Genomic DNA, 17,381 nt, shown 5'->3' with positions numbered 1-17,381 from the left:
AGGCAGAGCAGAAGTTGACTGAAACAGCTGCCAGCAGCTCCCCTGATCGCCCCGCAAAGAAGTCTCGCAAGGACGCCGCGGGCGGTCAATCCGGAAAGCTCGGCTTCTTTGGACGCATTGCGCTTTTTGTCCGCCAGATCATTGGCGAGCTTCGCAAGGTCGTCACCCCGACTCGCAAAGAGTTGATCAACTACACCTTGGTGGTGCTGGTATTCGTGATCATCATGATCGGCATCACCACCGTGTTGGACCTCGCTTTCGGAGCGGGCGTCGGTTGGGTCTTCGGCGGTAGCGGGCCCGTCGAGAAGTAAACCGAGAATCAACAGAGCGTCTCGGAACGCAGGCCGGTGGCCAGCCTCCGGATCAATGAACTACGAAAGCAGGAAGCAAAGTGTCTGAGCAGGAGCTCGAGATTACCGAAGAGAGCATCCCCGACGAGGTTGCAGCGAGCGAAGAGCTCACCTCCGAGCAGGATGCCGCCCAGGTTGAGGACGCTGAACCGGCAGAGCAGGCTGAGGCCGCCCCGGTTGATCCCGCTGAGGAGTTCAAGGCCAAGCTGCGCCGCCAAGAGGGCGATTGGTACGTCATCCATTCTTACGCCGGTTATGAAAACCGAGTGAAGGCGAATCTGGAAACCCGGATTCAGTCGCTCAATATGGAAGAGCACATCTTCGAGATCCAGGTCCCCATGGAAGAGGTCGTGGAGATCAAGAACGCGCAGCGCAAGGTGGTGAACCGAGTCCGGATTCCGGGCTACGTGCTGGTGCGGATGGAGCTCACCGACGCTTCCTGGGGCGTTGTCCGCCATACCCCGGGTGTCACCGGCTTCGTGGGCAATGCCCATAACCCGGTGCCGCTGCGGCTCGACGAAGTTTTCTCGATGCTCGCACCGGTCTTCGAAGAAGAGCAGGCTGAGGGCGCCGCGAAGGGTTCGGCTACCAAGGCTGCGCAGGCACCCATTGCTGTCGACTTCGAAATCGGCGAGTCCGTGATCGTCAAGGAAGGTCCTTTCGAGACCCTTCCGGCCACGATTTCCGAGATCAAGCCCGAGTCTCAGACCCTGGTCGTGCTGGTCTCGCTCTTCGAGCGTGAGACCCCGGTCAGCTTGTCATTTAGCCAAGTCACCAAGATCTAGTAGACTTAGTAGGCCAACGTAACGATTGGCCAGTAAAGACTTAGTCGTCCTTCAGCTTGCTTGGTTGAGGGACGACGTCGGTCGTCTTGCCATGACGGCCACCCCCTCAGATGCGCTCCGGCAGCTGAGGAAACATGTACAAGAGAAGGACCTGAAGTGGCTCCCAAAAAGAAAGTCACCGGCCTCATCAAGTTGCAGATCCAGGCAGGCGCCGCTAACCCGGCTCCGCCTATCGGTCCCGCACTTGGTCAGCACGGTGTCAACATCATGGAATTCTGCAAGGCGTACAACGCTGCGACGGAATCCCAGCGTGGAAACGTCATCCCGGTGGAAATCACGGTTTACGAAGACCGTTCATTCACCTTCATCACCAAGACCCCTCCGGCAGCCGAGCTGATCAAGAAGGCAGCTGGCGTCGCCAAGGGTTCAGCTACCCCGCACACCGTCAAGGTCGCCAAACTGACCAAGGCTCAGGTGAACGAGATCGCCACCCAGAAGCTGGTCGATCTGAACGCCAACGATGTCGAGGCTGCTGCCAAGATCATCGCCGGTACCGCCCGCTCGATGGGCATCACCGTAGAAGGTTAATTCCTTTCACGGACCACAAATTACATCTAAGCCGTCCACCGAGGCGGCCGTGGCAGGGCCCAGCGCGGTCCGACAGACCACAACTGCACAAGGAGAAAAAGCAGCATGGCAAAGCGCAGCAAAGCATATGAGGCGGCAGTAGCCAAGATCGAAGAGGGCAAGCAGTACGCCCCCGCCGAGGCCGTCAAACTGGCGAAGGATACCAACCCGTCGAAATTCGACGCCACCGTTGAGGTCGCCTTCCGTTTGGGTGTTGACCCCCGTAAAGCGGACCAGATGGTCCGTGGCACCGTCAACCTGCCTCACGGCACCGGTAAGACCGCTCGCGTTCTGGTTTTCGCGACCGGTGACCGGGCCGAGGCCGCTATTGCGGCCGGTGCCGACTTCGTCGGCTCCGACGACCTGATCGAGAAGATCGCCGGTGGCTGGACCGACTTCGACGCCGCCGTGGCGACCCCGGATCTGATGGGCAAGGTCGGCCGTTTGGGCAAGGTTCTCGGCCCGCGTAACCTGATGCCGAACCCGAAGACCGGCACCGTGACGGTCGACGTCGCCAAGGCCGTTGAAGAGATCAAGGGTGGAAAGATCGACTTCCGCGTCGACAAGCACTCGAACCTGCACTTCATCATCGGCAAGGTGTCCTTCGACGCCAACCAGCTCGCTGAGAACTACGCAGCGGCGCTCGAAGAGGTACTTCGTCTGAAGCCGTCCACCTCAAAGGGACGTTATGTTCAGAAGGCCACTGTGACCACGACCTTCGGTCCTGGTATCAGCGTTGACCCGAACGTGACCAAGGTTTTGACCGAAGCCTAAATCATTCGACGTGAGGGCCGAGAAGCAACTGCTTCTCGGCCCTCACTCGTTTAAGCACTCTCACTCCGAGCGATGCAGATCCCCTCTGCTCCGTTGCCCGCCTGTTATTTCCGGTATTTCCGGCAAAGCCGTGCTCGGGTTCGATAGAGTCGGCGAATGGTTGAATTCCGTCGCGCTGTTCTGGTTGATCGTGATGCCCTGGTCGAACTCGCTGCCTTGAGTTTTCCGCACTCAGCGCCGCCGGGAACGGACCCGGTGAATCTGCAACATCATATCGATCAGCAACTCAACGCCGAGAAGTTCGCCTGGTATCTGTGCCACCCCGAGGTGACAGTGCTGGTGGCTGAGGAGGATGGCGCGCTGCTCGGTTATAGCGTCACTGTTGCTGCGCCGTCGCAGGACTCTGAGGTGGTGGCCGCTTTGAGCCTCACTCCGGCAGTGGAGCTCAGCAAGTTCTTTGTCCATCCAGAACGATTTGGTGCTGGAATTGCCGCTGGGCTGATGAAGACCACTTTGCAAGAGGCTGCTGGCAGCGGAGCTCAGGGCATCTGGCTCGGTGTGAGCAGCGTCAACGAACGAGCGATTCGTTTCTACCAGAAGAACGGCTTCAGCCGGGTCGGAATGAAGTCCTTTCTCTTCGGCACGGTGCTGGAAAGAGATTTTGTGATGCAGCGCTCATTACCGTAAGTCCCTCCCGGACAAATGCCATAATGGGGGTTGATCCAATGGCGGCTATGGGAGGAACCTGATGGAACAGCTTTATTCTGCGAGTCGGAAACTGTGGTGGCTAGTCCTCATTCGAGGTATTTTCGCAGTTCTGCTCGGCGCGATCGCGCTGTTCTCCCCGCAGACCACCCTGGTGGCTTTTGTGCTGGTCTTCGGCGCCTATGCAATTGTCGATGGCATCTCCGCCGTGGTGATGGCCATTGGTTCCCGCAAAGAGCAGCGGCTCTGGGGCTGGCTCGTGGTCGAAGGCATCATCTCGGTGCTCGCGGGCCTCCTGGCAATAGCCTGGCCCGGACTGACCGCCTTGGCTGTCGGCTTCATCATCGGTTTCTGGGCCGTGCTGCTCGGGGTTATTCAGATAGTCCAGGCTTTCGCGCTCAAGCGGGAGCTGAGCGGCGTCTGGGGCTGGTTGCTAGCCTCTGGCATCATCAGCCTGCTCTGGGGTGTTTTCGTCTTGGCCGTTCCCGGCATTGGCATACTCACGGTGCTCTGGGTGTTCGGTATCTTCGCGCTGCTGTTCGGCATCTGGACCATCGTCATGTCGCTGCGGATTCGCTCGGCGGTCAGGCAAGTTCTCTCCGACTAAGCAGGGGCTGATGACGGCGGCTGGCGCGTACGGTTCCTGTTGCTTAGGCTGAGAATCATGGCATTGATCACCGTTCGAACGATAAAAGCCAGCGATCGGCAAGAGCTACTGGCTGTGCTCGCCCGTTGCGGCCGGCACAGCGGTTACTTTGCCGACGCCGACGGTGAACTGGTGCCCCATGCCGAGGCATCGCTCTTCGACGAGCGATTCAGCACCGCCTGGGTAGCCGAAGTGTCCGGCCGGGTGGTCGGTCATATTGCGGTGATGCCGTTACTGCTCAACGAAGATGTTGAATCCATTCCGCTCTGGACGGCGGCCACCGGGCAAACGACGGATCAGCACACCTTGATCAAGCGGCTCTTCGTCGACCCCGCGGCGCAAGGCACTGGTATAGCTCAAGCCCTGATGGCACAAGCAATGGAGCAGATTGACAGCACCGGGCAGATCGGCGTCCTCGATACCATCTCTATTGCTCAGGCCGCGATGAGGCTCTATCAGCGACTCGGCTGGCGGGAAGTGGCTAGGACCAAGCCGTACTGGACTGATGAGCCCTTTGATCTAGTGCTTTTTGTGGCCCCTGGGCACTGAGCAGGCTGAGTTGCCGCTCGGAATAGTGGATGGAGCCATGGCGAGCGTTTGAGATCGAGGATAGATTGAAACGATGGAAGACAAATTGCGGATCGCGCCGCTCACTTTGCCTGAGAGCTTAGCGGCCCCGGACGCTGCTGAGTTTCTGGAAGTCAGTCAGCTGGTGGACACCATCAAGCTAGCGATCTGGGGCAACGCCGACAGACTGTCGGATGCCCGCAGTCGTTTGGTGTCCTGGCGAGATAACGACTACGACAGCCTGCAGATCTTCTTGGGCAGGCTCGAAGGGAAGATGGTGGGCCTGTCCTGGACTCAATTGCCGCTGAAAGATAATCTGCACGCTGCGGTGGTGCACGCCGCAGTGCTCCCTGAGTATCGCAGGCAAGGTTATGGGCGTGCCTTGCTTGAGGTGGCTGAGGACTATGCCCAAAAGCAAGGCCGCAAGGTCTTGATAGCCGGTACTGAGCACTCGGCGGACTTCGATCCGGAGGGCTCGGATCTGCTGGCACCGAACTCTGGAACCGGCGCCATCCCAGCCGGTGCCTCAGGAACGCGTTTCGCGCTTCAGCTCGGCTATCGTCTCGAACAGGTGGAACGATTCAGCAGCTTGTCGCTGCCGGTGCCCGCGGAGAAACTCGATTCTCTGCGTAATTCCGCTGAATTCAAGGCTGGTCCGGACTACACCTTGGTCTTCTGGCAGGATCACTGCCCGGACGAGTTGGCGGAGAGTTTCGCCCAGGCGAACAGCCGAATGAGCACCGATGTGCCCACTGCAGGTTTGGAGATCGAACCGGAGGTCTGGAGCGTCTCCAGGCTCCGTCAGCACGAGACGCAGAGCGTAGAATCCGGCCATCGAATCGATGTCTGTGCCGCTTTGCATCTGCCCAGCGGAGAGATCGCCGCCTATACCTATTTCGATTTCAACCCCAGAAAGCCGACGCTGATTCATCAGGAAGATACTTTAGTCATCTCGGAACACCGTGGAAGGAGGCTCGGCATGCTGATCAAAGCCGCCAATCTGCAACGCATTCAGCAAGAATTACCGCAGTTACGCAAGGCAATCACCTGGAATGCGGCGGAAAACGATCATATGCTGGACATCAATATCGAGCTCGGCTTCACTCCGGCAGGCTATGACGGCGAGTGGCAGAAATCTCCGACGTCATGAGCGGTCATTTCAACGTCCAGCAGCTTCAGATCCCGTCAGAGCTGGAGTCCCGGGATGCCGCTGACTTCTTGGCTGCGATCGACATCGATCGCCAGGCAATGCTGCGGCAGTGGGGCAACGATGACCTCGCGTATACGCCACAAGAAGTTCTCGCCAGCGCCCAAGACCGCTATGAGCGACATCGTCATCTGATCGTCAAAGACGCCGGAGAGGTGCTCGGGCACTGCCAGCTGATCATGCCGGTCGAGGACAATCAACATCTGCTCTGGCTGAGTCTCGCGGTGAAGAGTTCCGCTGAAGGGCGCGGAATCGGCCAGAAGCTGTTAGCCGCGGCTGAAGAGCTGGCCCGCGCTGAAGGACGGCGGACAATAACCTTTCAAACCTCGCATCCGGTGCAAAGCGTGCGGGGAGAACTGGTGGAGCCCGTGTCTGGAATCGGCAGACTTCCGCGGGAGAGCCGAGAGGTGCAGTTCGCACAGCGGGCAGGCTACGTCTTGGAGCAGGTGGAGAGATTCAGCCTTTGCCAGCTTCCGCTTGCTTCGGAGCTGCTGATCGAGCAAGCCGCTATCGCTCAGGCTGCCGCAGGCGAAAACTACCGGCTAGTCCAATGGACGGATCATTGCCCGGAGCAGTGGCTGGATGACTTCGCCTGGCTGCAGTCCAGGATGAGCACTGATGCTCCGCGTGCTGGACTCGTTCGTGAAGAGGAACCCTGGGATGCGCATCGCGCGCGGGAAGGGGAGGCACTGGCGCTGGCGCTTGGCCGGACAACTCTGGTGGCCGCCGTCGAGCATCTGCCCAGCGGAAAGCTCGTTGGCTTCACTGTCCTCACCGTGCCGGCGCATCGTCAGGACATGATCTTCCAAGACAATACTCTGGTGGTCCGTGAGCACCGTGGCCATAAACTCGGGCTGCTGGTGAAGGTCGCCAATCTGATCCGACTGACCGAAGAGCGTCCGGCGGTAAGGCGCATCTATACCTGGAATGCCGCTGAAAACGAATATATGCTCGCGGTCAATGTGGCTCTGGGATTCAGACCAGCTGGCTATACGGGTGAATGGCAGAAGGTGCTGGGGTGAGCTTTTTCGAATTGTCCGAGTCCTCAGCACCGGAAGACTTTGAAGCCTGGATCGATCTGAAGAATCTGGCGGTTTTCACGCTGGCCGGAAACCACGACGAAGATTGGCAGCCAGATGATCCTGCCGCCCATTTCCAGAGCAATGAGTTCCGGGAGTACAGGGTTTTCGGCCTCGGCCCTGCGAACAGGCCTGACGGTGTGGCGGAGATGTCCCTGCCGCTGAAAGACAATCGCTCGCTCAGCTTCATCAACATCGTGATCAGGCCGGGAATCCGAGTCGGCGCGAAGCTGCTGACCGAAGCGCTGTCCCGAGTCATCGCGGCGGGTCGGAGCCAGGTTCAAACTTTCGCCAATAGTCGAGATGAGATACTGCTGAAGCTGCTCCAGGAATCCGGATTCGCGGAGGTGCAGCGGGCCACTATCAGCGTCTTGTCAACCGCGGATATCAATGAAGAGCTCTGGTCCGAGGCCGAGATCGCGTCTCGGGATTACGAGCTGATTCAATGGCGGAATCGTTGCCCCGAGGAGTTAGTCGAGCCCTTTGCCGCACTGTGCGGTTTGATGAGCACCGATGCGCCTCAAGGCGGAGCGGTCGCTGAGAAGCAGGTCTGGGATGCCGCCCGGGTCAGACATGGAGAGGCTGCTCGCGCTCAGCAAGGGCTTGATTCGCAACTCAGTGTGGCACGCCATCGGGATACCGGCGGATTGGCGGGGTACACCGCTCTCGAGTGGAACCCCAAGCGTCCAGTGGTCGGCATGCAGGGGGACACCCTGGTGGCCGCGGTGCATCGCGGCCACCGGCTTGGCCTCTGGCTGAAACTCGAGAATCTTCGGGCGGCCGGTCAGTACTGGCCTGAGTTGCAGCGGGTCTATACGGGGAATGCCGAAGAGAATCAGCCGATGCTGAGAATCAATCGAGCACTCGGCTTCGCACCTGACAAGACCTTCATCACCTATCGCAAGGAACTCTGAGTCCGGCCCCTGTTCGAGAGTCCGCGGGCAGGGTCTGCGCGTTTTGCCCTGCGGACGGCAATGACGTATCCTTGAAGGACCAAAGACCGCCGGTCGGTCATGCGTTCCTCAGAATAATTGTTCTGTTGAGTGCTGACCCGAAAGTTTCTTCAAGGAACGGCCTGCGCAGGTGAACGAAGCGAAGCTCTTCGGTGGGTCATGACCCGCTGGATTGAGCGAAGCCCCGCGCATCTGCACGGGGCATTTTTTGTGTGAGGCCCGAGCACCGGCATTGAATTCCCGGAAGGAGGGTTATGGCAACGCCAAACAAGGTGGCCGCAGTAGAAGAGATCACCACTGATTTCAAAGAATCTACCGCTGCAGTCCTAACCGAATACCGTGGGCTCACCGTTGCGAAGCTCAAAGAGCTGCGTGTGTCTCTTGGCCTCGAGACCAAGTTCTCGGTCGTCAAGAACACCCTGACCGCTATTGCTGCGAAGGAAGCGGGTGTTGACGCTTTCGAAGGTCAGCTTGCCGGTCCGACCGCAATCGCGTTCATCAAGGGCGACGCTGTCGCTGCAGCCAAGAGCCTGACGGACTTTGCCAAGGCCAACAAGGAACTGGTCATCAAGACCGGTATCTTCGAGGGCAAGGCACTGAATGCCTCCGAGGTTGCCGCACTGGCAGCTCTCGAATCTCGCGAACTGCAACTCACCAAGGTTGCCAGCATCCTCAAGGCTCCGATCGCTGCTGCTGCTCGTAGCATCGACGCACTGCGCCTGAAGCTTGAATCAGAGCAGGGCGCCCCGGCTGCCCCCGCCGCTGAGGAAGCAGCTCCCGCTGAAGAGGCTCCGGCCGCTGAAGTTGAAGCTCCCGCTGAGGAAGCCGTTGAAGCGCCAGCTGCTGAAGCTGCTGCTGAGACCACTGAGGCCTAGTCCTACAAAGCAATGCACCGGGCGGCTGTCCTGTTCAGCAGGATTCGCCTGGACCCACATAGACCCGGCCAACCGGCCAACAAGAAAGAAGGAGCGCCACTCATGGCTAAGCTCACCAACGACGAGCTCATTGAAGCTTTCAAGGAATTGACCATCATCGAGCTCTCTGAGTTCGTCAAGCAGTTCGAGGAGACCTTCGAGGTCACCGCTGCTGCTGTTGCAGTTGCCGGCCCCGCTGCCGGTGGCGGCGACGCCGCTGCCGAGGAAGAGAAGGATTCCTTCGACGTCATCCTCGAGTCCGCTGGCGACAAGAAGATTGCAGTCATCAAGGAGGTGCGCGCACTGACCTCCCTCGGCCTCAAGGAAGCCAAGGACCTGGTTGATGGCGCTCCCAAGCCGATCCTCGAAGGCGCCAATAAGGAAGCCGCCGAGAAGGCCAAGGCTCAGCTCGAAGAAGCTGGCGCTACCGTTACCCTCAAGTAACTCAACGCCTCTTCACAGAAGGGCCCGACTCGTTCATCGAGCCGGGCCCTTCTGCTTTAACTTCCCGTCGCTGAGTGTGCAGATCTACACGTTATGAGGGCTTCAAAAGATGTAGATCTGCACACTCGCTGAAGGATTTTGGACGGCGAATCAGAGTTGGTAGCTCGCGGTCGCGGCGGTCGATCGGCCGCCGTCTTTGGCGATGGCGACTAACTCAAAGTTCAGCTTCCGGTCGCTGGGCAGCGCCGTCTTCGCGACGAAGAAGCAATCCCGATGGCAGCGCCCCAGCCAGCTCCGCTTCGAACCATTCACCGCGAAAATATCGTAGGCGTAACCATCGGCCGCTTTGGTCCAATCCAGGAAGGCGCTTGCGCCGCCGCTGATAGCACTGGCCGAGGAGACCGTGAGACCGCTCGGCGTCGTCGGGGTTGCCGAACCGGCGGCGAGCCTGAACTGACCCAGATTCAGGTTGATCGCGCTGGTTCCGGAGAACTTCACACTGATCCGGGCAATAGCACCGCTGATCGTGCCCAGAGCCGCGCTCAGCGTGCTCCAGCCGTTCACCGCTGAACCACTGGCCGCCAGCGGAATTGTCAGCGGAGAGCCCGGGGTTGCTTTCGGCGTCAGCACCACCGAGATCGTGGGCAGTGTTCCGCTGCTTTTCACCTTGATGCTCGCGGTGCTCTGAGCGGTCACCATCAGATCGGTTTTGAACAGGTGGACGATAAATTCCGGTGCGGCGCCCGCTGTGCTCTGCACTTTGAGCGAATGCGAACCTTCCCAGGCCACCGTTTCGTCCAGTGCGACAGTGCTCTTAGTGCTCCCGGTATTCTCAGTCCAGTACTGCCAACTGAGCACCGGATCGGCGATTCCCGCGTTGTTCCACCCCGCGGTCGAGGCGGAGACCCCGTTCAGATTGAAATAGGACCCCACCCCGATGGTGAAATTCGTGTAGATCGGCAGCGCGGAATACGGTGACTTCTCCACGATGGAATGCGCGACGCCGTCAAAGCCATCGGTGTTCCAGACATTCTTCCGATAAGGCGAGGTGGGCTGCGAAATCCGCCCGCTCAAGGATGGATCGCCCTTCGGCCCGGACCAGAACTTCTGTTCCAGCCCGCGGTAGAGGGAACGACCGTAAACGGTGCGGGTGGTGCCGTCGTCGCAACCCTTGTTCCAGAACTCGCTGGGCACGAACATCCCCCAGCTCACCGGCGGTTTCTTGCCAGGGGCTGCCAGATCACCGAAGATCTCCGAGGGGTTGAAGATGCCCTGCTGGAACTCTGTGGTGCCGAAGGCGACCTTCTTGGCATCGAAGCCCCGGTCGGTGACCGTCTTGGCGCTCTTGCTCAACGTCGGGTCAGGCCCTGCGGTACCGGTGGTGCCCCAGCCGCGCAGCCAGCCGTAATTCATGAAGATGGAGTCCATCAGGGGTTTCTGCGGGGTGCCGAGCCAGCCGACATTGCTGCTGTTGATCATGTTCTGGTACGACAGGCTGCCGTTTTCCAGCATGGCATCGTAGTACTGCAGGTAGCACTGCGGATCCTTGGCTTTCAGATACTGCATCATGGCTTTGAAGGCCGCCGCATTTGCCGAGGAGACCGAGGCCTCTTGGTTCAGGAAGTAGCCGTCGAAGCCGAAATACTTCCGGATCTCGATCATCTTGTCCGCCACTGGATAGCTGCCGTCCGAGTTCTTCTTCACGAAGTCCGCGAAAACTGCTCCATCGCGTGGCCAGAACCAGCAGCTGATCGACATCGCGCCGTTCTTGTGCGCGGCCTCGGTCCAACCCGCATTGGGGATTTCCAGCACCCCGTAGCTTCGCCCGCTCGCGGTTCTATCCACCACGGTGGCATTGGGCACCTGAGGGGTCAACTGACCATGCCAGCTGGAGAAGATATCCAGGTACTGCCAGTACCGGAAGCTGTAGACATAGGGCTCGTCGCCGATCGCCCGGGCCCGCTCATCGTAGATGCTGCCCCGGTAGTCGCCGTCGATAGCCAGCAGCTGGGTCGCCGGGTCGAGCGTGGGGTGGGCTTGGGTCGCCGCGAACGGAGCGATTCGGGTAGCCCGGGGGATATGGCAGACGAAGTGCTTCGCTTGGGGGTCCTTCGACGGCGTCCAGGAGGTGATGTCGGCAGCCAGGAAACCGTAGGACGCCGGCCCCGCCGGGATCCCTCCGCTGCGATTAGAAGGCAGTATCGCACCTGGGGCCTGGGGGTCCTTGGGCTGTGGGACATCCGCGGCGAAGGCCGAGGACGCCGTCCCGCTCAGCAGAGCTGGCGCGGCGACGGCTGCTGCGGCGCCCAGCGCACCATAGCGGATGAACATCGCCCGGCTCAGGCTCCCTGGCTCACTGACGTTCTGGATCGCTATTCGTTTTTTCCTTGTCATGACACTCCTTAGTGGTGAGAAGAGATACCCGGATCGGGCTGAACTGGACCGGTTTTGACCGTGCTAACCCTTGACCGCCCCCTCGCCGACGCCGCGGAAGAACCAGCGCTGGACCAGGACGAAGACGATGGCGATCGGAATGAAGGCGATCATCGCCCCGGCAGCGATCAGCCGGGGATCGTTGCTGAAGGTTCCCTTGAGATATTGCAGCCCAATGGTGAGGGTGAAATTATCCGGGGTGGTCAATGCGATCAGCGGCCAGAGGAAGTCGTCCCAGGCTCCGATGAAGGCGAAGATCACTACGATGGCGAGGGTGCCTTTGACCGCGGGGAGGCCGATATAGCGGATCCGCTGCCAGACATTGGCGCCGTCCACAATGGCCGCTTGATCGATTTCCTCCGGGATGCCGCGGAAGGCGTTCCACATCAAGAGAACGTTGATCATGCCGAGCATGCCGGGCAGCGCTACCCCGAGCAAGGTATCTGCCAGCCCGACCTGTTTGACCGTGACGTACTGCGCGATGATGGTCGCCTCACCGGGCAGCACCATGGTCGCCAGAATCATTGCGATTACCAGGTTGCGACCGCGGAATTTCAAGCGTGCTAAGGCGAAGCCCGCCATCGTACAGCCGACCAGATTGCCGAGCACCACCAGCGCCGCGACGATCACCGAGTTTCCGATGTACTTAAACACCGGGATGGCATCGTTGACCCGGCCGAAGTTCTCTGCCGTGGGATTCTGCGGGATGAGTCCGCTGGCGGCACCGTAGATGTCTTCTGAGGGGGACTTCAAAGCAGTGGAAAGCTGCCAGAGGAAGGGCCCAACGCTGATCGCCAGCACGATGAAAAGTAATAGGTAGCGAATCACCAGTTCTCGGGGTGAGGAGCTATTGAAACCGCGGCTTTTGGGCCGCCTCGCCTTGGATTGCTCGGAGTCTGCATCCCGCCGAGCCTTGCGGGTTTTCGTCACGGGGACGGCGGACATCTCAGCTCTCCTTCCGGTTCTGCCGGGCCAAGATCAGCATCGGGATCAGGCAGATGAAGAACAGCACCACCGACAGCGCCGAGGCATAGCCGAGGTTGCCGCGCAAACCGCGGGCATACTGCTGAATGATCATCACAAAGCTCGAGGCGAAGCCGCCGGGGCCGCCGGTGGTTCCGGTGAGGAAATAGGGCTCGGTGAAGATCCGCAGCGCGGAGACGCAGATCATAATGGCCACCAGAATCATCGCGCCGCGCACGCCGGGCACGGTGACCGACCAGAACCGCCGCCACGCACCTGCGCCGTCGATAGCCGCCGCTTCGTGCAGATCTTTGGAGACATTTCCCAGGGCGGCGATGTAGATCACCATGTAATAGCCGAGGCCTTTCCACACCGTGAGGCTGATCGAGCTGAACACCACGAGCCATCGGTCGGTGAGGAAAGGGATGGGGCCTTGCACCCATTTGAGGGACTGCGCAAGGTTGTTGACCACACCGCCGTCGTCCAACACCAGATTCCAGAGCAGCGCGACCACCACGGCGCTGGCGATCACCGGAAGGTAGAACGAGGTTCGGAAGAACGTGATGCCGGGGATCTTCTTCTCCACCAGCAGGGCGATGCCCAGCGGGAGCAGAGTCAGCAGCGGTAAGCACACCGCCATATAGACCACCGAGTTCAGCAGCGCATTGCCGACCTGCGGGTCACTGAACAGATTGCTGTAGTTCTGCACTCCCACCCAGCGTTCGTTTCCGCCGAGCGGCTTGGCATTGGTGAAGGACATTCTTACGGTATTGACGGCGGGCCAGAAGCTGAAGGCGGCCAGCCAGAGCAGGGCGGGTGTCACCAAGAGCCAGGGGGTGAACCAACGATGTGAACGCATGGTCGAACTTCCTCGCTTGTTTCGGGGCGGAGCGATGCTGCTCAATGGACAGTGCGGGCGGCCGGATAAGGGCCGCCCGCACTGGGTCTATTGGTTCGCTAGCAGTTTGTCGATCTGTGTTGCGGCGTCGTCGAGCGCCTTCTTCGGTGCGACATCGCCTTTCATGGCGAGGGACACCTGCTGGTTCAGGATCTTGTTCATCGCGTCATTGAACTCGAGCGGGGAGAGCACCTTGGCCTTTTGCAGCGAGTTGAAGGCGAGTACCTTGGCATCTCCCGCGGGCGTGCCATCGCTTTTGCTCAGCGAAGGGTCGCTCGCCGAGGCGATCGTGCTCGGGAAGGTGTTGGTCAGATTGCCGAACTCCAGCTGATTCTCCGGGCTGAGCAGCCATTTGGTGAAGGCTAGGGCGGTGGTCTGGTTTTTGCTCTGCTTGGAGATCGCCAGGCCTTGCACATAGAGCGGAGGCTGGTCGTTGAGGGCCGGGCCCATCACGATGCTCTTGGTCAGACTCGGATTGTCCCGGGTGAAATCCTTATAGGCCGGGCCGCCGCCGCTGCTGAAGGCCACCTGGCCCTTGGTGAACAGCTGGGAGTTGCCGAGGTAGTCATCGTTGAGCACCGACGAGGGGTAGTAACCGGCATGATAGGCGTCGACGTACTTCTGCAGCAGCGTCGCAGCCTGGTCGGTGTTGAAGGCGGACTTCGTGCCGTCTTCGTTCAGGATCGGCACTCCGGCACGCGCGAAGTCGGTCACCGTGGGCTTCGAACTCATCAGGAAGTACTTGCCGCCCGAATTGTCGTGCATGATCTTCGCCTGGGCGATCTGCTCATCCACGGTGGTGGGTAGCTTCTTCGGATCGAGGCCGGAAGCTGACATCTGGGTGCCATTCCAGTAACTGATATCGGTGTTCAGATACCAGGGCAGTCCGAAGGTGCCGTCCAGGCCTCGGTATTTAAAAGCGTCCAGAGCTCCGGCGATATAGGTTTTATCGAGGTCCTTGTCCACACTCGCCACGTCCAGCAATGCGCCGGACTTCGCGAGTGCCACGCCGAAATCCGGCGGGATATTGACGACGTCGGGAAGGCTATTGGTGCTCGCCTGAGAGACGATTTTATCTGAGTAACCGTCACCGGGCTGGTCCAGGAGTTTCACCGTGGTGCCGGGGTATTTGTCCTGGAAGCCTTTGATGACTTTGTCGAGGTAGGGCTGGAACTTCGGGGTCAGCGCCCAGGTCTGTACGGTGATCTCACCTTTGATGTCACCGGCCGCCGGACTATCCGAGGTTCCGCCACCACCGGAGCAGCCGGTCAGTGCGAGCGCCGCGACAGCAAATGCTGCGGCGGCGGGGATGAGTTTAGGCATGTACTCTCCTTAGGCCGACGGCTCCGGCTCCCGGTTCCGTCGTTGGTAAACCGGTATAGTGATTGCTAATCAATCATGAGCTTGCAATGCCTGTCAAGGCTTGCCCAGGCTGCCTCTCCTCCTTCAGCTTTTCAGCGAAGCCAGCTTTTCCCGAACACCGCGGCTATTTCGGAACCCCGTGTCGCAAAGCTGGTTTCTAGCAGAATAGCCGAATTTATGTCATGAAAGATTAGCTACATAAATGCCGAATTAGCTGAGGCATTGCTAGGGTGGATACATCTTTGGAGGGAAACAATGCAAAAAAAGGCACGGCCCAATATCGGTGATATCGCCGCTAAAGCTGGGGTATCCAAGGGGGCTGTCTCTTTTGCGCTCAATGACCGCCCCGGGGTGAGCGAAGAGACCAGGGCGCGGATTCTCCAGGTCGCGGAAGAACTGAACTGGCGTCCGCACAGCGCGGCCCGGGCGCTCAGTGGTTCAAGGACCGATGTGGTCGGTCTCGTGCTGGCGCGACCCGCGCGCACTTTGGGTATTGAGCCGTTCTTCTCCAATTTGATCTCGGGCTTGCAGGCGGGGCTATCGGCTCGCGGTCTGGCGCTACAGATGCGCATTGTCGAAGACACCGCGGCAGAAATTGATGTCTACCGCCAATGGTGGAACGAGCATCGAGTGGACGCCGTGATTCTGGTCGATCTGCAGGAGGATGACGAGCGACTGGCTCATTTAGAGGAGCTGGGATTGCCGGCTGTGGTGATCGGCGGGCCGGTGTCTTACGGCAGCGTTTCGAGCATTTGGGCCGATGACAGTGAAGCGATGACCAGCATCGTGGAATATCTGGCGGCCCTAGGCCATCGACGCATCGGGCACGTCGGCGGCATGCCCAACTTTCTGCACACCCGGCGGCGAGTAGCGGCTCTCGCTTCCTCGGCGGAGCGGCTCGGACTGGAGTGGGTGGAATCTCTTTTCACCGATTTCAGTGATAGTCAGGGTGCTGCCACGACCAGGCGTTTGCTGGCTCGAGAGCAGCGGCCGACGGCGGTGATCTACGACTCGGATGTGATGGCTCTAGCCGGTCTGAGCGTCGCCATGGAGATGAATATCGACGTGCCGCGACGTCTGTCGATCGTGGCCTTTGATGACTCTCCGCTGACTCAGTTGACCCATCCGGCGATGACCGCGCTCAGTCGCGATACCTTCAACTACGGCGAGCAGGCTGCCGCGGTAGTCATGCGACTGCTCGCCGAGCCGAATAGTCAGATCGACCAGCACGCTCAGACGCCGGTTCTCACGGTGCGGGCCAGTACTGCTCCGCCACCGGCTGAGCAACAGAAATAAAACGATTTTGGGATGCTCTTGACAGTTCAGGGTAAAACTTACTAAAACGGATTAGTTGAAAGAATCGACGGAACGGGTTTACCGTTCATCCCTCACGACGAATGGGTACCTGTGGCAAATCGAGGCGATGGAGCCGTGCGGTTCGGCGTGAATTACACCCCGAGTGCTGGCTGGTTCCACCATTGGCTGGATTTTGATTTGGACGTCGTCCACCGCGACTTCGATTCCATCGCCTCGCTCGGCGCGGATCACGTCCGGATCTTCCCGCTGTGGTCGATCTTTCAGCCCAATCGCACCTTGATCCGCCCTCAGGCCCTGAAGGATCTCGGCGCGCTCGTTGACGCTGCCGCGGAACACGGTCTTGAGGTCTCGGTTGATGCTTTACAGGGGCATTTATCCAGCTTTGATTTCCTCCCTGCTTGGGTCACCTCCTGGCATCGGGCCAATCTATTCAGTGATCCGCTGGTGAAACGTGGACAGCTCGCCTATCTGAAAGAACTCGCGGCCTCACTCGCCGGGAAATCCAATGTGCTCGGGCTCAGCCTGGGCAACGAGTTCAGCCAGTTTGCTTCCGCTGAGCACCCCGATGTCCAAGCGGTGAGCCCTGCGGAAGCAGAGAACTGGCTGATTGAGCTGCTTGGCGCAGTGCAGCAGGAGTTCCCCGAAGGGCAGCACTGCCATGCTGAATACGACTCCGCTTTTTTCGATCCCCGGCACCCCTTCACCCCAGCCGGTACAGCACGGCATGGAGCGATGAGCACGGTGCACTCCTGGGTCTTCAACCAGACCGCGCAACGCTACGGCGGGATGAGTCCGGAGAGTCTGAGGCTGGCCGAGTATCTGACTGAATTGGCCCGGGCCTGGGCGAAGGACCCGTTGCGGCCGATCTGGCTGCAGGAGATCGGTGCGCCTTCACCGCATGTGGCCGCCGAATTCGCCGGGGAATTCACCCGGGAAGCGCTGCGGAACGTGCTGGATTGCGAAGGGCTCTGGGGAGTCACCTGGTGGTGCTCACACGACGTCGACCGGGCGCTCGCTGATTTCCCGGAACTCGAATATGACCTGGGGCTTTTCCGCACCGATCAGACGCTCAAGGATCAGGGAAGGGCGTTTCAGGAGATCGCTGCCGACGCACCAGCGACTGCGGAGCGACGTTCGACGTCGTTAGTGCTCGATGTGGGGGACGAAGCCACCGCGCCAGGCCGAGCGCAATGCGCACCGGGTGGGGCTTTCTTCGAATCCTGGATGGAACTGGCGAAGGCCGGAGCGCGGCCCGGCGTAGTGCTGGCCTCGCATCGGGAGGACAGCACTTATCTACAAGCTCGGGGTATTGAGCAACTGGTGGAAATCGACGATACTCGGGCGCTCAGCTACTAAT

Annotated in this window: 18 protein-coding genes; 14 read left to right on the top strand and 4 right to left on the bottom strand. The window is 59.9% G+C overall.

The annotated features are described in order from the left end of the window. Positions 1-14 precede the first annotated feature (14 nt). The 12 genes from secE to rplL all read left to right on the top strand — a co-directional run bounded on the left by secE (position 15) and on the right by rplL (position 9,051). Entirely contained in the window at positions 15-311 is a 297-nt protein-coding gene (gene secE / locus ABDK06_RS05145; protein WP_394939584.1) for a preprotein translocase subunit SecE, read from the top strand. Positions 312-391: 80 nt separating this feature from the next. Further along, positions 392-1,135 (top strand): transcription termination/antitermination protein NusG, encoded by a 744-nt coding sequence (gene nusG / locus ABDK06_RS05140; RefSeq protein WP_394939582.1) that lies wholly within the window; start codon positions 392-394, stop codon positions 1,133-1,135. A gap of 156 nt (positions 1,136-1,291) precedes the next feature. Further along, positions 1,292-1,723 carry a 50S ribosomal protein L11 gene (rplK, locus tag ABDK06_RS05135; RefSeq protein ID WP_179388955.1) on the top strand — a complete coding sequence of 144 codons (432 nt, stop codon included), beginning with the start codon at positions 1,292-1,294 and terminating at the stop codon, positions 1,721-1,723. 105 nt (positions 1,724-1,828) lie between these two features. Then, entirely contained in the window at positions 1,829-2,536 is a 708-nt protein-coding gene (rplA, locus tag ABDK06_RS05130; RefSeq protein ID WP_394939579.1) for a 50S ribosomal protein L1, read from the top strand. 156 nt (positions 2,537-2,692) lie between these two features. Further along, positions 2,693-3,223, top strand: coding sequence for a GNAT family N-acetyltransferase (locus tag ABDK06_RS05125; RefSeq protein WP_394939577.1), 531 nt, complete (start codon positions 2,693-2,695; stop codon positions 3,221-3,223). Positions 3,224-3,284: 61 nt separating this feature from the next. Beyond that, the gene (locus ABDK06_RS05120; protein ID WP_394939575.1) at positions 3,285-3,848 is read left to right on the top strand and encodes an HdeD family acid-resistance protein; all 564 of its coding nucleotides are present in this window, start codon (positions 3,285-3,287) and stop codon (positions 3,846-3,848) included. A gap of 57 nt (positions 3,849-3,905) precedes the next feature. Continuing rightward, entirely contained in the window at positions 3,906-4,436 is a 531-nt protein-coding gene (locus tag ABDK06_RS05115; protein WP_394939573.1) for a GNAT family N-acetyltransferase, read from the top strand. A gap of 73 nt (positions 4,437-4,509) precedes the next feature. Continuing rightward, positions 4,510-5,604 (top strand): GNAT family N-acetyltransferase, encoded by a 1,095-nt coding sequence (locus ABDK06_RS05110; RefSeq protein WP_394939571.1) that lies wholly within the window; start codon positions 4,510-4,512, stop codon positions 5,602-5,604. Beyond that, on the top strand, positions 5,580-6,683 hold the full coding sequence (locus tag ABDK06_RS05105; protein ID WP_394939569.1) for a GNAT family N-acetyltransferase: 1,104 nt from the start codon (positions 5,580-5,582) through the stop codon (positions 6,681-6,683). The genes ABDK06_RS05110 and ABDK06_RS05105 overlap by 25 nt, the downstream gene beginning before the upstream one ends. Continuing rightward, positions 6,680-7,654, top strand: a complete 975-nt coding sequence (locus ABDK06_RS05100) for a hypothetical protein (RefSeq protein WP_394939567.1) — start codon at positions 6,680-6,682, stop codon at positions 7,652-7,654. The genes ABDK06_RS05105 and ABDK06_RS05100 overlap by 4 nt, the downstream gene beginning before the upstream one ends. A gap of 293 nt (positions 7,655-7,947) precedes the next feature. Next, positions 7,948-8,568, top strand: coding sequence for a 50S ribosomal protein L10 (gene rplJ / locus ABDK06_RS05095; protein ID WP_394939565.1), 621 nt, complete (start codon positions 7,948-7,950; stop codon positions 8,566-8,568). A 102-nt stretch (positions 8,569-8,670) separates the two neighbouring features. Beyond that, positions 8,671-9,051, top strand: coding sequence for a 50S ribosomal protein L7/L12 (rplL, locus tag ABDK06_RS05090; protein WP_045075331.1), 381 nt, complete (start codon positions 8,671-8,673; stop codon positions 9,049-9,051). Between the two features lie 150 nt (positions 9,052-9,201). On the opposite strand, the gene ABDK06_RS05085 is transcribed toward rplL, so the two are convergent. The 4 genes from ABDK06_RS05085 to ABDK06_RS05070 all read right to left on the bottom strand — a co-directional run bounded on the left by ABDK06_RS05085 (position 9,202) and on the right by ABDK06_RS05070 (position 14,668). After that, positions 9,202-11,445 (bottom strand): endo-beta-N-acetylglucosaminidase, encoded by a 2,244-nt coding sequence (locus ABDK06_RS05085; RefSeq protein ID WP_394939562.1) that lies wholly within the window; start codon positions 11,443-11,445, stop codon positions 9,202-9,204. A gap of 63 nt (positions 11,446-11,508) precedes the next feature. After that, entirely contained in the window at positions 11,509-12,429 is a 921-nt protein-coding gene (locus ABDK06_RS05080) for a carbohydrate ABC transporter permease (RefSeq protein WP_394939560.1), read from the bottom strand. 1 nt (position 12,430) lies between these two features. Then, the gene (locus ABDK06_RS05075) at positions 12,431-13,306 is read right to left on the bottom strand and encodes a carbohydrate ABC transporter permease (protein ID WP_394939558.1); all 876 of its coding nucleotides are present in this window, start codon (positions 13,304-13,306) and stop codon (positions 12,431-12,433) included. Positions 13,307-13,393: 87 nt separating this feature from the next. Next, on the bottom strand, positions 13,394-14,668 hold the full coding sequence (locus tag ABDK06_RS05070; RefSeq protein WP_394939556.1) for an extracellular solute-binding protein: 1,275 nt from the start codon (positions 14,666-14,668) through the stop codon (positions 13,394-13,396). Positions 14,669-14,962: 294 nt separating this feature from the next. Here ABDK06_RS05070 and ABDK06_RS05065 point away from each other — a divergent pair, with 294 nt between their 5' ends. Both ABDK06_RS05065 and ABDK06_RS05060 read left to right on the top strand, forming a co-directional pair. Next, a complete protein-coding gene (locus ABDK06_RS05065; RefSeq protein ID WP_394939554.1) occupies positions 14,963-16,003 on the top strand; it encodes a LacI family DNA-binding transcriptional regulator in 1,041 nt (346 codons plus the stop codon). A gap of 111 nt (positions 16,004-16,114) precedes the next feature. Then, a complete protein-coding gene (locus tag ABDK06_RS05060) occupies positions 16,115-17,380 on the top strand; it encodes a glycoside hydrolase 5 family protein (protein ID WP_394939552.1) in 1,266 nt (421 codons plus the stop codon). Position 17,381 lies beyond the last annotated feature (1 nt).

It is taken from the genome of Psychromicrobium ferritrahens, from assembly GCF_043789415.1.
Classification (GTDB): domain Bacteria; phylum Actinomycetota; class Actinomycetes; order Actinomycetales; family Micrococcaceae; genus Renibacterium.
The sequence above is the reverse complement of the archived record's forward strand: the minus strand, read 5'-3'. Positions and strand labels throughout refer to the sequence as shown.